Source organism: Actinomyces sp., assembly GCF_030524025.1.
Classification (GTDB): domain Bacteria; phylum Actinomycetota; class Actinomycetes; order Actinomycetales; family Actinomycetaceae; genus Actinomyces.
This window is the reverse complement of record NZ_JAUNHI010000008.1, coordinates 73,895-88,747: the sequence shown is the minus strand read 5'-3', so window position 1 is coordinate 88,747 and position 14,853 is coordinate 73,895. Positions and strand designations below refer to the sequence as shown.

Below are 14,853 nucleotides of genomic sequence, written 5' to 3'. Positions count from 1 at the left end.
GTCGGCCCCGGAATCACCGCAGATCCCCGCTTTGACCGACGCAGCCCCGGACTCACGTCATCAGCCCCGGACTGACGGCGTTGGCCCCGGTCCCACGCACGCCGCCCCGGCCCCCTCCCCGATCTCGAGGTGTCATATCTACCGATCTCGGCGAGGGGGGAGCGCCGGACCTGCGCCGCCCAGCCCGTGCTTCCCACCCGGTGGAACCGATCATCTAACCTCGTTGCCGTGACCTCATCCCACCCAGCCGCAACCGCGACGCAGGCGCGCTGCCTGCGCGCCGACCTGGAGGACGCGGGCTGGGGCGTCGATGCGGTGGCCGGTCTCCTGGGGCCGGTGGCCGACGGCGCCCTGCGCCGCGAGCTGCGGGCCCCCGCCCTGCGTGTGGTCCGCCGCTCACTCGAGGGCTCCCGCCATCACGGCACCGCGCCTGACCCGGTGGCCGTGCTCACCGCGCTGTTCATGCTCGGTGAGCCGGTCAGCGCCGCCGAGCTCGACGCCGCCCTCCCCCGTACCGGAGCGGCCGGCGCCTGCGAGATGGGCCTGGTCGAGCCGGCCCCGGACCGGGTGGTTGGACGGGCCCCGGCCTCTCCGGTCGAGCCTGCCCAGGGCTCGGCGGGCAGGACCCGGCTCCTGCGGGCGGTGGTCGACCTGCGCCCCCACGAGGCGGTCGACGCGGACGGGCACGTGCGCTGGTGGGTGGCCTCCGACGTCGGCGAGCTCGTCTCCGGGCGCCCGCTGGCCCCCGACCACGTCCTGGGCATCGGCGGCGCCGGACTGACCCTGGCCGGCCTGACGCCCCGCGAGCCCGTGGGTGCCGCCCTCGACCTGGGCACCGGCTGCGGCATCCAGGCCCTCTACCTGCTGCGACACGCCGAGCATGTGACGGCCACCGACATCTCCGCACGAGCCCTGGCCTTCACGGCCTTCAACGCCGCCCTGGCGGGCACGGCGCCCGGGCGCCTCGAGCTCGTCCAGGGCTCCTTCCTCGAGCCGGTAGCCGGTCGCGCCTTCGACCTGGTCGTGTCCAACCCCCCGTTCGTCATCACCCCGCCGGCCGTCCGCCGTGCGGGGGTGCCGCTCATGGAGTACCGCGATGCGGGGGGACCGGTTCTGCCCACCCTCGTCCCGGCGCTCGCGCCGCACCTCAAGCCGGGCGGCACCGCGGTCATGCTCGGCAACTGGGAGCACCGGACCGGGCAGGACTGGCGCGCGCAGGTCTCCGGCTGGTTGCCCGAGGGGTTGGACGCCTGGGTCGTCCAGCGGGAGGTTCAGGACCCCGTGGAGTACGCCGCCATGTGGCTGCGCGATGGTGGGACCGCTCCCGAACGTGATCCCCTCGGATTCGAGGCCGCTCTGGACGCCTGGGTGGATGACTTCGAGCGCCGGGGCGTGGAGGCGCTCGGCCTCGGCTACCTCCTCCTGCACCGCTCCCGGCGGGTGCGCGCCCCCTGGAGGGAGCTCGAGGAGATCGACTCCTCGACGGCTCCCGGCCTGGGGGACCATGTCGCGGCGGTGATCGCGGTGCGCGAGGCGCTGGCCACGATGGATGACGAGCATGTCGCCCGCCTCCACCCCGTCGTCGCCCCGGACGTCACCGAGGAGCGCCACTACCGCCCCGGCCAGGACGACCCCACCGTCATCATCGTCAGGCAGGGTGGCGGCTTTCGGCGGGCCCTGCCGGCGGGGACGGCGATGGCGGCGCTCGTAGGCGTCAGCGACGGCGAGTTGTCGGTCGCGCAGGTCGCACAGGCGGTGGCGGCGCTGACCGGTGCGGATTCGGACGCGCTGCTCGAGGAGATGGTGGGGTGTGTCCGCGGGCTCCTGCACGCCGGTGTGCTGACCCTGCGATGATCGTTCCCCGGGGTGGGGCCGGTTCAGTGCCGGCTCGGTGCCGGTTCAGCGCGGGTCCCGGCCGGAGATCGGCCCGGGCCCGTACCACCAGCGCAGGGCGGCGCGCAGGACGACGGAGGTGACCAGGATCGAGACGGTGAAGGCGATGACGGCGGTCGAGTCTGGGCTTGTGGGCGCGATGGCTTTGACGAGCGCGGCGATCATGACTCCGGACAGGACGCACAGGCCGGCGTGCTCGATGACGGCCAGGACCGGTGCGCGTCCGGCCGGCTTGTGCGGCGTGGGGGCGGTGTGTGGCATGAGCCCATGTCACCGCACCAGCGTGTGCTCGCCATGGGACGGGTCTGTGATGGTGCTGTGACCACCGGGTTGCGTGTTCCACGCGGGCGCAACGTCCCGCCGCCTGTGGCGCCCCTGGGCTGTCCTGGCACGAGGCGGCGCGCCCGCGCGCCGGTCAACACCGTGCCCCTCAGGAGGCGGCCGGGCCGGGCAGGGCGGGCAGGGCCACCGTGAAGGTGGTGCCGTGCCCGGTGGCGGTGTCGCCGGTGGCAGGGGAGGTGGCACCGGCGGCAACTGCGTCCGCAGACCCCTCGACCGACCCCTCGACTGAGTCCTCGGCCCGGCGGGAGTCGACTGTCAGGGTGCCCCCGTGGGACTGGACGATGGCCAGCGCGATACTCATGCCCAGGCCGGTCGACCCGGTGCGGCGCTCGCGGGAGGAGTCCGCGCGGGCGAAGCGCTCGAAAAGGCGGTCGCGCACTGCGGGGTCGATCCCGGGGCCGTTGTCGGCCACCGTCACGACGAGCTCCTCGCCGCCGGTACCCGTGCGGCGCGACAGCGTCGTGCGCACGCGGCTGCCGGGCGGGGTGTGGACGCGGGCGTTGGCCAGGAGGTTGACCAGTACCTGGCGCAGCCTGGCCTCATCGCCCTCGACGATCGGCGGCTCGGGCTCGAAGTCCTCCAGCTCCTCAGCCCCCTCCGGTGCGTCGAGTACCGGCAGCTCGAGCTCCCAGATGTGGTCGGGGCCCGCGGCCCGGGCGTCGGCTACCGTGTCGACGACGACGCTGACCATGTCGACCTCGTCGTGCCGCAGCTCGCGGCCGGCGTCGAGCCGTGCCAGGAGCAGCAGGTCCTCGACCAGCGCCGTCATGCGCACCGACTCGGAGTGGACGCGCTCCAGGGCGTGGGTGGCCTGCTCGGGCAGGGCGGCGTCGGCGCCCTCCCGGGCGATCAGCTCGGTGTAGCCGCGGATCGAGGCCAGTGGCGTGCGCAGCTCGTGGGAGGCGTCGGCGACGAACTGACGGACCTGGGTCTCACTGCGCTGACGCGCGGCCAGCGCCGCCTCGACGTGGCCCAGCAGCGTGTTGAGCGCCGAGCCGACCTGCCCGACCTCCTGGGAGGAGGCGAGGTCCTCATCGGGGACCCGCTCGTCGATGCTCACCTCGCCATGGGCCAGTGGCTGGGAGGCGACGCGCTCGGCCGTGCCGGCCACGCGTTCCAGCGGGGCCAGCGAGGAGCGGATCATGCTCCGCCCTGCCAGGGCGACGATGACCGCGCCCAGCAGCGCGATGGAGCTCTCGATGATGAGGTGGGTGCGCACGAGACCGTTGTCGTCCTCCATCGACAGGCCCGTGATGACGATGTCCCCCGAGACCGCGTCGCGGGCCACGAGGATCCTGTAGTCGCCCAGTGAGGAGATCCGTACCGAGACCGGCTTCCCGGTGACCTCGAGGGTCAGCAGCGCCGCGGTCTCCGCCTCCGAGAGGGTCTGGTAGTTGCCGGCTCTGTCGATGTAGCCCGCCTTCAAGGTGGAGGCGTCCGAGCCGTCGGTTCCGCCGGCGCCCGAGGCGATGACGCTGAGCATGCCGGTAGGCTGGCCCGGCGCGTCCAGCCCGGCGGGCACGGGATGGTCCTTGTCGTCCTCGAGGGGCTCGGTGGCCACGCAGGGTGCGGAGTCCGAGGAGGGGACACAGGTCTCCGACTCGCTCGGGACGGTGCCCGTGTCCTCCCCGTGGCGCCGGTTGGCGGCGCGCTCAGAGGCGGCCACGAGCTGCTCATCGAGGCGGTTCATGAGGGTGTGACGCAGCGTCAGTGTCGACAGGGCGCCCATGAGCGCCGCCATGATGAGCACCAGCCCCAGCACGCCGGCGACGAGACGGGTGCGCAGGGAGCGGGGCCTGACGGGGCGGGGGGCGCGTCGCAGGCGGCTCACCGTGGCGTCCCCGCCCGTCCTGGGCTGCGAGGCGTGCGGGGCGGCGTCATGGCGTATTCCGGAGTGCCGCGCCGTCGGTGTCGGCCGGCTTGAGGACGTAGCCCACGCCCCGCATCGTGTGGATCATCGGCTCACGACCCTTGTCGATCTTGCGGCGCAGGTAGGAGATGTAGAGCTCGACGATGTTGGCCTGGCCGCCGAAGTCGTAGTTCCACACCCGGTCCAGGATCTGGGGCTTGGACAGGACGCGGCGGGGGTTGCGCATGAGGTAGCGCAGCAGCTCGAACTCGGTGGCGGTCAGACGGATCTCCTCCTCGCCGCGCCACACCTCGTGGGAGTCCTCGTCCATGCGCAGGTCGCCGACCTCGAGCAGGGAGTCGGGCTTCTCCGCCGAGGCCCCCGACCGCCGCAGGAGGGCGCGCAGGCGGGCCACGACCTCCTCGAGGGAGAAGGGCTTGGTCACGTAGTCGTCCCCGCCGGCGGTCAGCCCGGCGACGCGGTCCTCGACGGCGTCCTTGGCAGTGAGGAACAGCACAGGCACGTCGGGCTTGTGGCCGTGGATGCGACGCATCACCTCCAGGCCGTCGAAGTCGGGCAGCATGATGTCCAGCACGACGACGTCGGGATCGGTATCCTGGGCGGCGCGGACGGCGGCGATGCCGGTGCCCGCGGTCGTGACCTCCCACCCCTCATAGCGCAGCGCCGAGGCGAGCAGGTCGGCCAGCATCTGCTCGTCGTCGACGACAAGCACTCGGATGGGAGACCCGTCGGAGCGGACGAGGGTCTCTGTCGCTTCAGTCATGGCGGCATTGAACCCCTTCAGCCTGTGACTGCACTGTGGATCTCCACTGTGACGCGAGGCGCTATAATGCCTGTGATCAAACTGTGTACTGCCCTTCGGGGCCGATCGCGTAATACGCTACTGACGTCATCGCGTGCGCGGGCCAGTGATCGGCCTTGCTAGCACTGCTCCCCCCTCCCGCACCTGGAAGCACACAGTGGAAACCATCAAGGACAACGAGCGCCTCTTCGATGCCGAGGACGTCTTCTTCTCGACGACCGACCGCAAGGGTGTCATCCGCTGCTCGAACCGGATCTTCGTCAGCCTTGCGCGCCACCCGCGTGAGGAGCTGATCGGCGCCCCGCACAACATCATCCGGCACGACGACATGCCCGCTGGCGTGTTCAAGCTGCTCTGGGACGACCTGGAGGCCGGCCGGCCGGTGTGCACCTATGTGCTCAACCGCGCCGGCGACGGCCTCGATTACTGGGTCTTCGCCACGGTCAGCGCCGTCGAGGACGGCTACGTCTCCGTGCGCACCAAGCCGCTCAAGACCGAGACCCTCGACGCCGTGCGCGAGGTATACGGCCGGGTGCGCGCCCTGGAGCGGCAGGCCGACGAGGAGGGTGCCTCGCGCAAGGAGGTCGCCGAGCGCGGCGCCGAGGCCCTGGCGGCCGAGCTGGCCGAGCTCGGCTTCGACTCGCTGACCGCCTTCAGCCGGGCGGCGCTTCCCGAGGAGGCCTCCCTGCTCGTACGCGAGGGCGTCAAGGTGCCCCAGCGCGAGGAGGCCGAGGGCTCGGCCGCCACCATCCTGGGCCTGGCCGCCGCCATCGAGGAGAACTCCGAGATCCTCGTGAGTCAGATGGCCGAGTACCGCGCCCTGCTCACCGGCCTGGGCGAGTGGGCCCAGGGCGCTCCGGCGATCGTCGAGCGTGCCCGTCGGACCGGCGAGCTCGTCGACATCCTCCACAGCGAGGACCCCGAGTCCTCGGTCCCCAATGTCGCCGGACGCATCACCGAGCGCACCAGCCGCGCGGTCGAGCGCCTCGGAGGGCTGACCGACTCGGTGTCGGCGCTCTACGACGCCGTCGAGGACCTCGTGTTCCACGCCCCCCTCATGCGCCTGCACACGATCGTCCTGGGCTCCTACGCGGCGGCTGTCCTGGACGGCACCGAGGAGGACGTGCCCACCGCCATGGCCGAGCTGCACCACGCCCTGGCCGCCGACCTGAAGACCGTCGCAGCGGTGTGCACCACCCTGGAGGAGCAGATCGAGGCGATGGACGCGGTGCTGCGCGAGGTGGTCTCCGACCTGGACCGCACCCGCCGCCCCTTCGACCGGTGGCTGCGGGCCCTCCAGGACGAGGGCGCCTACCTGTCCGAGGGCGCCGAGGGCGACATCGAGGCACTCCTGAGCGAGGCCCAGGGGCTGTCGAGCACTGGCTTCCCCGAGGTCGGCGCCCTGGCCGTCCTGGCCGCGCGCTGCCGCGGGCTGGACCTGTCCTTCGACTCCGAGGCGATGGACTCCAGGGTCGATGACATCCGAATTGCGATCGAAACGTTGTAGCCATCGGTACCATCGCAACCGTGTTGAATGTTATCATTCTCTAGGTTATAGATTAGTTATTCGTGGTGTTGTTGTGTCGTTCCCGGTCGTCGGGACGCGGGACGGCGCACGGACTGGACGAGGGAGTAGGACGACGTGGAGTCTCAGGTCGGGTACGAGCGGTTCTTCGAGCCGGACGACATCTTCTTCTCGACGACTGATGCCAAGGGTGTCATTCAGCGGTCGAACCGCACCTTCGACTCTCTGTCCCGCTACTCGCGCGAGCGGCTGACCCGCTCGCCCCACAACATCGTCCGGCACCTGGACATGCCCGCCGGGGTGTTCAAGCTGATGTGGGACGACCTGGAGGCCGGCCGCCCCGTGTGCGCCTACGTGGTCAACCGCGCCGCCGACGGCCTGGACTACCGGGTCTTCGCCACGATCGTCCCGCTGCGCGGCGGCTACCTGTCGGTGCGCACCAAGCCCCTGGACACGGCGACCCAGCAGGCCGTCGAGGAGGTCTACCGCAGGGTGCGGGCCCGCGAGCGCGAGCTCGCCGCCCGGGGCGCCTCACGCCGCCAGGTCGGGGAGTACGGGGGTGAGGAGCTGGCCCGCGAGCTGAGCGCCCTGGGCTTCGACTCCCTGCACGCCATGACGCTGTCGGCGCTGCCCCGCGAGGTCTCCTCCCTGGTGTCGGCGGGCATCCGTGTGCCCCAGCACCCCGCGATCGACGGCCCGGTCACCCAGATCCTGTCGGTGGTCCAGCAGATCGAGCGCGACACCAACCGGCTCGTCTTCGAGCTCGAGGAGTACCTGCGTCTTCTGACGGCGCTGTCGGCCACCAAGGGGGTCATGCTCGACGTCGCGGCGCGGGCGGAGTCCTACGGGCGGCTTGTCGGCGGCCGGCCCTTGGACGACCGGGAGCGGGCCGATGCGCTGGCCGCGCGGATCATCGAGCTGACGGCGGAGGCGGCCCCGGCCCTGCGGGCGCTTCCCGACCTCATGTCCCTTCTGCAGAACTCGGTCCTCGAGCTGCGCTTCTCCGTGGGCCTCATGCGCCTGCTCACCCTCATGGTGGGTCGCTTCGCCCGTTCGGTGCTCGACGGCTCCGAGGAGGAGCCGGTCGCCTCGATGAACGACCTGTGCGGCGCGCTGGAGGACGGCTTCTCCCGCCTGGCCCCCCTGTGCGGGGAGGTCGAGCGCGGTGTCGCCCGCCTCGATGCCGAGCTCGGCTCGATTACCCCCAACCTCGACCGGGCAGTGCGCCGTCTGAGCCAGTGGGTGGACAAGCGCGGCGGCGGCAAGGTGACCCCCCAGGTCCTCGACGAGGCGGCGGCGCTCGCGCAGCGCGGTACACCGGAGGTCCGCGACATGGCGGCCCTGGCCGCCGAGTGCCGCGGGCTGCACCTGCCCTTCGACGAGTCGGTCATCAACCAGCGCCTCGCCGTGCTGCGCTCCTCGCTGGCGCAGTTGGCCTGAGTCCCCCGGGCCGCCGGTTGATGCCGGCCTGAGCGGGCCGGTCGCAGCGCGCCCTCGGCGGGGCGGCGCGGCCCTGCCCGGTGGAGGGGACACGGCCCTCTCCTGCGCCCTTGGCCGGGCACGCCCGGCGACCTGGCCTCCGGACGGGGCGCCCTGCCGATGCGTTACAGTCGCCCGCAGGGAGGCGCGTCCCGGTCTCCCGCGCTCCTCGTGCGTCCCCGGCGCGCAGTGAGTCGTCGGACCATCGCCAGGAAGGTTGCCGTGTCCAAGAAGCTCGTCATCGTCGAGTCCCCGAACAAGGTCCGGTCCATCGCTGGGTACCTCGGACCGGATTTCGACGTCGAGGCATCGGTCGGCCACATCCGCGACCTCGCCCAGCCCTCGGAGCTGCCCGCCGAGATGAAGAAGGGTCCCTACGGCCGGTTCGCCGTCGACGTCGAGGACGGCTTCGCCCCCTACTACGTCGTCAATCCCGACAAGAAGAAGACGGTCGCCCAGCTGCGCAAGGCGCTCAAGGAGGCCGATGAGCTCTACCTGGCCACCGATGACGACCGCGAGGGCGAGGCCATCGCCTGGCATCTCCTCCAGGTGCTCAAGCCCAAGGTCCCGGTGCGCCGCATGACCTTCACCGAGATCACCCAGGAGGCGCTGACCCGCGCGCTGGCCTCGACCCGCGAGCTCGACACCCACCGGGTCGACGCCCAGGAGACCCGGCGCATCCTGGACCGGCTCGTCGGCTACGAGGTCAGCCCGGTCCTGTGGCGCAAGGTGCGTGCGGGGCTGTCGGCCGGGCGGGTCCAGTCCGTGGCCACGCGCCTGGTCGTCGAGCGCGAGCGTGAGCGCATGGCGTTTGTCGCGGCGGGCTACTGGGGTGTCGAGGCCGAGCTGAGCGCCGCCCGGGGCGTGCTGGACCCCGAGGCGCGCCGGGACTCGGTGTTCACGGTGCGCCTGGCCACCCTCGATGGGCGCCGGGTGGCCACCGGCCGGGACTTCACCGACGCCGGCCGGTTCCGCCCGGCCGCGGTCAAGGCCGGCACCGTCCACCTCCACGAGGGTGGGGCCAGGGCGGTGGCCGACGCCGTCGAGCACGGTAGCCCGCGGGTGGCCGAGGTCGAGGAGAAGCCCTACAAGCGGCGTCCGGCCGCGCCCTTCACGACCTCGACCCTCCAGCAGGAGGCCTCCCGCAAGCTCCGCATGAATCCGCGCGAGACGATGCGGGTGGCGCAGGGGCTGTACGAGAACGGCTTCATCACCTACATGCGGACCGACTCCACGGTCCTGTCCGGGCAGGCGGTGGCGGCGGCCCGCGCCCAGGTCGCCGAGCTCTACGGCCCCGAGTACGTGCCGGCCAAGCCGCGCGTCTACGCCACGAAGTCCAAGGGGGCCCAGGAGGCGCACGAGGCGATCCGTCCGGCGGGGGACCACTTCCGTACCCCGGCGCAGGTCGCCTCGAGCCTGAGCGGTGCGCAGTTCCGCCTCTACGAGCTGATCTGGAAGCGCACGGTTGCTTCCCAGATGGCCGACGCCGTCGGCTCGACGGCCACCGTCCGGGTCGAGGTCGACCTCACTCCGGCCGACGGCGGCTCGCGGGACGCGGGCCTGGCCTTCTCCACGGCGGGCCTGACCGCCTCGGGCACGGTCATCACCTTCCGCGGGTTCCTGGCGGCCTACGAGGAGGGGCGGGACGCCGAGCGCTACGCCGAGGCAGCCGCGGGCGGCACCGATGAGACCGGGGGGAGCAAGGACGCGCGTCTGCCCGCACTCGTCGCCGGCCAGGAGCTCGAGGCGCTGAGCGCCGAGGCCTCCGGCCACGAGACCACCCCGCCGCCCCGGTACACCGAGGCCTCCCTCGTCAAGGCCCTCGAGGAGCGGGAGATCGGGCGCCCGTCGACCTACGCGGCGACGATGTCGACGATCTCGGACCGCGGGTATGTCGAGCACCGCGGCCAGGCCCTCGTGCCCACGTGGCTGGCCTTCGCGGTGACCCGCCTCCTGGAGGAGAACTTCGCCGAGCTGGTCGACTATGACTTCACGGCTCTCATGGAGGCCGACCTCGACCGGATCGCCGCGGGGGAGCAGGACCGGGTCGCCTGGCTTACGCGCTTCTACTACGGTCGGCCCGAGGGCGCTCAGGGGACCCAGGAGGCTCAGGGCTCGGGGTCCGATGAGGCCGGCGGCCTCCACCGGGAGCACGGTCTGCGGGCGATGGTCGAGAACTTGGGGGAGATCGACGCCAGGGCGGTCAACTCCATCGAGATCGGGCAGGGCATGACGCTGCGGGTGGGCCGCTACGGGCCCTACCTGGAGAACGCCGAGGGCAAGCGCGCCAACGTCCCGGCCGACATCGCCCCCGACGAGCTGACGGTGGACAAGGCCCTCGAGCTCTTCTCCCGTGCCGCCGACGACGGCCGGGAGCTGGGAACGGACCCGAGTACGGGCCACGTCATCATCGCCAAGGACGGCCGCTACGGCCCGTATGTCACCGAGGTCCTGCCCGAGCCGCAGGCCCCGGAGGGTGAGGCGCCGGCGCCGAAGGGCGCCAAGACGGCGCGGCGCTCGAAGAAGGCGGCGGCGCCCAAGCCGCGCACCGCCTCACTGCTGCGGAGCATGGACCTGGCCACCGTGACCCTGGAGCAGGCCCTCGACCTGCTCAGCCTGCCGCGCGTCGTGGGGCAGGATCCCGACAGCGGCGAGGACATCACGGCCCAGAACGGCCGCTACGGCCCCTACCTCAAGAAGGGCTCCGACTCGCGCTCCCTGGACGATGAGGCACAGATCTTCACCGTCACCCTCGACCAGGCCCTCGAGCTGTTCTCCCAGCCCAAGCGCCGTCGTGGCCAGGCCGCTGCCCGCGGGCCGCTGCGCGAGCTCGGCGCCGACCCGGTGTCGGGCAGGCCGGTGGTCATCAAGGACGGTCGTTTCGGCCCCTATGTCACCGACGGCGAGGTCAATGCCACCCTGCGCCGCGGCGACGACCCGGCGACGGTGACCCCCGAGCGTGCCTACGAGCTCCTGGCCGACAAGCGTGCCAAGGGCCCGGCCAAGAAGCGCACGAGTCGCAGCTCCTCGACGGGCCGGACCTCGCGGTCGACGCGGAAGACGGCCTCGAGCGGCTCGGCCAAGGCGGGGGCGAAGGCCTCCGGGGCGCGGGCGAAGTCCGCCGGGGCAGGCGGGGCGTCGTCGGGGGAGGCCGCCCAGGAGTGAGACCCCGGCCCCGGAGACTGCCGACCGCCGCCACGCCGTCGCGCGCTGGGGCTTCGTCGCAGACCTGCGACCTGGTCACGACACCCCTGGCGCATTGAGCCCCTAACGTCGTGGACACGGCTGTGCGGCCGCCGGTCGCCACCGCTAACCTGTCCTCGCCAGCACTGAAGGAACTCCCATGAACGCATCCCGCCTCCTTGCTCCCGTGACCATCCTCGCCCTGGGCCTGTCCCTGGGGGCATGCTCGATCAGTCTGGGGGGCGCCTCGGAGGGCGACGAAGCCGCCGCCACACGTTCCTCCGAGGCTGCCGCCGAGACGAGCACCGGTGCCACTACGGCGACCGACGCCGCCGGGACGACCGCCACCGAGGACGCCGAGTCCACCGGGACGACCTCCGCCGGCACCGGCACGGAGGGGATCACCGACCCCGACTGGCTGGCAGTCGTCGAGGGCGAGCCCGCTCAATCCGTCTCCGGGGACTACACGATCACTGGGGCCCTGGGCACCTACAACCTCACGGGCGACCTCGACTCCCTGACGGTCCAGGGCGCGATGAGCACGGTCGCCGCGGGCGACGTCGGCACGCTCACCGTCTCGGGCGCCGACACCGTTGTCTACGTGCGCAGTGCCGAGACGATCGTCCTTAAGGGAGCGGGCATCTCCGTGTACTACTTGACCGGGGAGCCGGTCGTCTCCGACTCCGGCGCCGGCAACACCGTCAGCCGGCAGGAGTAGTGAGGAACCGATGCGCGAGTCCACCGCCACCGTTCTGCTCGTCGACGACGAGGCGCCGATCCGCGCCTCGCTGGGCCCCTACCTGGAACGCAGCGGGTACCGCGTGCTGCTGGCCGGCGACGGGATGGAGGCGCTGGACCTGCTCGGCTCCTACGAGGTCGACATCGTCGTCTCCGACGTCATCATGCCCCGCATGGACGGGCGCGAGCTCGTCCGCCGCCTGCGCGCCCGCGGCAGCTGGACGCCCATCATCCTGCTCACCCAGCTCGACGCCTCCTACGAGCGCGTCTCCGCCCTGGACGACGGAGCCGACGACTACCTGTCCAAGCCCTTCGACCCCGCCGAGCTGGCCTCGCGCATCCGGGCCGTCCTGCGCCGGACCATGGGGTCCACCCAGCCGCTGACGGCGGCGAGCAGGCTCGTGGCCGGCGCCCTGGTGCTGGACCGTGCGAGCAGACGCGTGACCCTGGCGGGCAAGGAGGTCATCTTGACGCCCAAGGCCGTGACCCTGCTCGACTACCTCATGAGCCACCCCAAGGAGTTCCACACCCGGGAGGCGCTCCTGTCGGCGCTGTGGGGCATCGACTTCGCCTCCTCGACCCGCGCCGTCGACCACCGGATCCGTGAGATCCGACGGGAACTGAGCGACGACGCCTCACACCCGATCTACATCGAGACGATCCCCTCGGTCGGCTACCGTTTCCGCGCCGAGGTCCACGTGTGAGCGCCAGGCCCCGACGCGTGCTCGGCGTCCTGCGGTGGGTGCTGGCCGCCGCCGTGGTCCTGGCCCTGGCCGCCGCCGCCCACCTGACGCAGCCCGACCTGACGGTGACGGTCGCCTCCCGGATGTCCCTGCTCGTTCTGGTTGCCGGCCTGCTCATCGTCCTGGCGGCCGCCCTCGTGTCCACCGTCCGCCGCCTGGTGGCGGACCGGGAGCGCGCGGCGGCCCAGCGCGCGCAGGACGAGGCCCGCGCCCGGCACCGCCAGTTCCTGCGCCGCCTGGACCACGAGCTGAAGAACCCGCTGACGGCGGTGCGGGCCGCCGTCGCCGACGCCTCGCGCACCGCCGGTCCCGCCCTGGGCCCCAACCTCGAGGTCGTCGACGCCCAGTCGCGGCGCATGAGCCGCCTGCTCACCGACCTGCGCAAGCTCGCCGAGCTGGAGACCTCCGCCCTGGGCCTGGAGGATGTCGACCTCGCCGAGACCGTCCAGGACGCCGTCGGGGCGGTCATCGAGGAGGCGGCGGGACGCGGCGAGGCCGTCCGGGTGCGCCTGGACCTGCCGGCCGCGCCGTGGCCGCTGCCCCATGTGCGCGGCGACGGCGACCTGCTCTACTCGGCGGTCTACAACATTGTCGCCAACGCGGCCAAGTACACCCCCGGCGGTGGGCTGGTCGAGGTCCGTGGGCGCGAGGAGTCCGGCGCGGTGACCATCGAGGTGGCCGACACCGGCATCGGTGTGCCCGAGCAGGACCTCGAGGTGGTCTTCCGTGAGCTCGGCCGGGCCGGCAACGCCCGTGGCCTGCCCGGGTCGGGGCTGGGGCTGGCGCTGGTGCGCACGATCGCCGAACGGCACGGCGGGACGGTCTCCCTGGCCTCGCGCGAGGGCGTGGGCACCCGCGTGTGGATGACGCTGCCGGTCTCCGGGCCCCCGCCTCAGGGCTCCCGGGCGGCCGACGGCTGAGGCCCGCCCCGGGTGTCGCGGGATCGCGACAGCCGGGCGACGGTGGGGCGACAACGGAGCGCATAAGTTACGACCATGCAACGACACCGTCTCCTTCCCCTCCCCACCGTCGTCCTGGCCGCGCTGACAGCGGGCTCCCTGGCCTTGAGCGGGTGCGGGACCTCGGCCTCCGACGCCGAGACGACCGCCGCCCCGGCTGCCGCCGCCGGCTCCTCGGCGGCCACCGACCCGGCCACCCGGGCCGCGAGCGTCTCCGCAAGCGCCTCGGCCTCATCGGGCCTGCCCGCTGCGCCGGGCTACGAGGCCGGCCAGATCCCGCCGGTGCCCCTGTTCACGCTGCCCGACCTGTCCCTGCTCACGAGCGCGGGCTCGGTCTTCACACCCGACCTGACCCGGGACATCTCCTCGGTCCCGGGGGTCACCGTCGCCCCGGCCCGCTGCGACGAGGCGGGCACGCTCCAGTCCAGCGACCGCACCGCGACCTTCTACGGTGACGGCTCAGGGACGTACTCCGACTCCGACACGACCGTCAACAACTACGGTGACGGCTCGGGCAACTACACGAGTGGGACGGTCACGATCAACAACTACGGCGACGGGTCGGGCAACTACACCGACACCGCCACCGGCATCGTCATCAACGTCTACGGTGATGGCTCGGGCAACTACGCCGACGGCACGCTGACCGTCAATGTCTACGGCGACGGCTCGGGCAACTGGTCGAACAGTGCCACCGGCGAGGTGATCAACCTCTACGGCGATGGCTCGGGCAACTACTCCAACGGGACGGTGACGATCAACAACTACGGCGATGGCTCGGGCAACTACACCGACACCGCCACCGGCCTGACCATCAACAACTACGGCGACGGAAACGGCGAGGTCAACGGCGTCGAGGTCGAGGTCGAGGACCTGCCCGCGGTGCCGGATATCGGGGACTTCCCGACGATCGACGCCATCAACCCGGTCGAGTCCTGCGGGACGGTCATCACCGTGGAGGACGGGGTGCTCTTCGACTTCGGGTCCTCCCAAGTGCGCGCCGACGCGGCCGAGACGCTGGCGGCCCTGGCGGGGGTGCTCACGGACTCGGGTGCCCCGCTGGCCTACGTCTACGGGCACACCGACTCGGTGTCGGACGAGGCCTTCAACCAGACACTGTCGGAGGACCGCGCGGCGGCGGTGGCCGAGGCGCTGCGTGCCCAAGCGGTGACGGCGACCCTGGAGTCCGCCGGTTACGGGGAGACCCAGCCGGTGGCGCCCAATGAGAATCCCGATGGCTCGGACAACCCGGCCGGTCGCCAGCTCAACCGGAGGGTGGAGGTGTTCGTGCCGGCCTTCTGAGGCTCCCGGGCCCTGCG

Annotated in this window: 11 protein-coding genes; 8 read left to right on the top strand and 3 right to left on the bottom strand. The window is 72.1% G+C overall.

The features are described from left to right. Positions 1 to 228 precede the first annotated feature (228 nt). A complete protein-coding gene (locus Q4C85_RS05115; protein WP_303140309.1) occupies positions 229 to 1,854 on the top strand; it encodes a class I SAM-dependent methyltransferase in 1,626 nt (541 codons plus the stop codon). Positions 1,855 to 1,899: 45 nt separating this feature from the next. Here the strand turns inward: Q4C85_RS05115 and Q4C85_RS05110 are convergent, their stop codons facing one another. From Q4C85_RS05110 to Q4C85_RS05100, 3 genes are all read right to left on the bottom strand, one after another. Beyond that, complete coding sequence (locus tag Q4C85_RS05110) at positions 1,900 to 2,154, bottom strand: hypothetical protein (RefSeq protein ID WP_303140306.1); 255 nt, start codon at positions 2,152 to 2,154, stop codon at positions 1,900 to 1,902. Positions 2,155 to 2,323: 169 nt separating this feature from the next. Continuing rightward, positions 2,324 to 3,976 (bottom strand): HAMP domain-containing sensor histidine kinase, encoded by a 1,653-nt coding sequence (locus tag Q4C85_RS05105; protein ID WP_303140318.1) that lies wholly within the window; start codon positions 3,974 to 3,976, stop codon positions 2,324 to 2,326. Between the two features lie 136 nt (positions 3,977 to 4,112). Continuing rightward, positions 4,113 to 4,868 carry a response regulator transcription factor gene (locus tag Q4C85_RS05100; RefSeq protein WP_303140304.1) on the bottom strand — a complete coding sequence of 252 codons (756 nt, stop codon included), beginning with the start codon at positions 4,866 to 4,868 and terminating at the stop codon, positions 4,113 to 4,115. 196 nt (positions 4,869 to 5,064) lie between these two features. Between Q4C85_RS05100 and Q4C85_RS05095 the strand changes: the two genes are divergently transcribed. The 7 genes from Q4C85_RS05095 (at position 5,065) to Q4C85_RS05065 (ending at position 14,836) form a co-directional block, all read left to right on the top strand. Further along, positions 5,065 to 6,414, top strand: coding sequence for a diguanylate cyclase (locus Q4C85_RS05095; protein WP_303140301.1), 1,350 nt, complete (start codon positions 5,065 to 5,067; stop codon positions 6,412 to 6,414). Between the two features lie 135 nt (positions 6,415 to 6,549). Then, positions 6,550 to 7,872, top strand: coding sequence for a diguanylate cyclase (locus tag Q4C85_RS05090; RefSeq protein ID WP_303140298.1), 1,323 nt, complete (start codon positions 6,550 to 6,552; stop codon positions 7,870 to 7,872). Positions 7,873 to 8,133: 261 nt separating this feature from the next. Beyond that, positions 8,134 to 11,076, top strand: a complete 2,943-nt coding sequence (topA, locus tag Q4C85_RS05085; RefSeq protein ID WP_303140296.1) for a type I DNA topoisomerase — start codon at positions 8,134 to 8,136, stop codon at positions 11,074 to 11,076. Positions 11,077 to 11,254: 178 nt separating this feature from the next. Next, the gene (locus Q4C85_RS05080; protein ID WP_303140293.1) at positions 11,255 to 11,812 is read left to right on the top strand and encodes a DUF3060 domain-containing protein; all 558 of its coding nucleotides are present in this window, start codon (positions 11,255 to 11,257) and stop codon (positions 11,810 to 11,812) included. A gap of 10 nt (positions 11,813 to 11,822) precedes the next feature. Next, a complete protein-coding gene (locus Q4C85_RS05075) occupies positions 11,823 to 12,536 on the top strand; it encodes a response regulator transcription factor (RefSeq protein WP_303140292.1) in 714 nt (237 codons plus the stop codon). Further along, positions 12,533 to 13,495, top strand: a complete 963-nt coding sequence (locus tag Q4C85_RS05070; RefSeq protein ID WP_303140290.1) for a HAMP domain-containing sensor histidine kinase — start codon at positions 12,533 to 12,535, stop codon at positions 13,493 to 13,495. The genes Q4C85_RS05075 and Q4C85_RS05070 overlap by 4 nt, the downstream gene beginning before the upstream one ends. A 75-nt stretch (positions 13,496 to 13,570) precedes the next feature. After that, positions 13,571 to 14,836 carry an OmpA family protein gene (locus Q4C85_RS05065; protein ID WP_303140287.1) on the top strand — a complete coding sequence of 422 codons (1,266 nt, stop codon included), beginning with the start codon at positions 13,571 to 13,573 and terminating at the stop codon, positions 14,834 to 14,836. Positions 14,837 to 14,853 lie beyond the last annotated feature (17 nt).

Bases quoted from the DNA above. Each gene is read 5' to 3' on its own strand.
- Q4C85_RS05100 (WP_303140304.1), bottom strand. From the start codon at position 4,868: ATGACTGAAGCGACAGAGACCCTCGTCCGCTCCGACGGGTCTCCCATC.
- Q4C85_RS05075 (WP_303140292.1), top strand. From the start codon at position 11,823: ATGCGCGAGTCCACCGCCACCGTTCTGCTCGTCGACGACGAGGCGCCG.
- Q4C85_RS05065 (WP_303140287.1), top strand. From the start codon at position 13,571: ATGCAACGACACCGTCTCCTTCCCCTCCCCACCGTCGTCCTGGCCGCG.
- Q4C85_RS05080 (WP_303140293.1), top strand. From the start codon at position 11,255: ATGAACGCATCCCGCCTCCTTGCTCCCGTGACCATCCTCGCCCTGGGC.
- Q4C85_RS05110 (WP_303140306.1), bottom strand. From the start codon at position 2,154: ATGCCACACACCGCCCCCACGCCGCACAAGCCGGCCGGACGCGCACCG.
- Q4C85_RS05105 (WP_303140318.1), bottom strand. From the start codon at position 3,976: ATGGCGGCGCTCATGGGCGCCCTGTCGACACTGACGCTGCGTCACACC.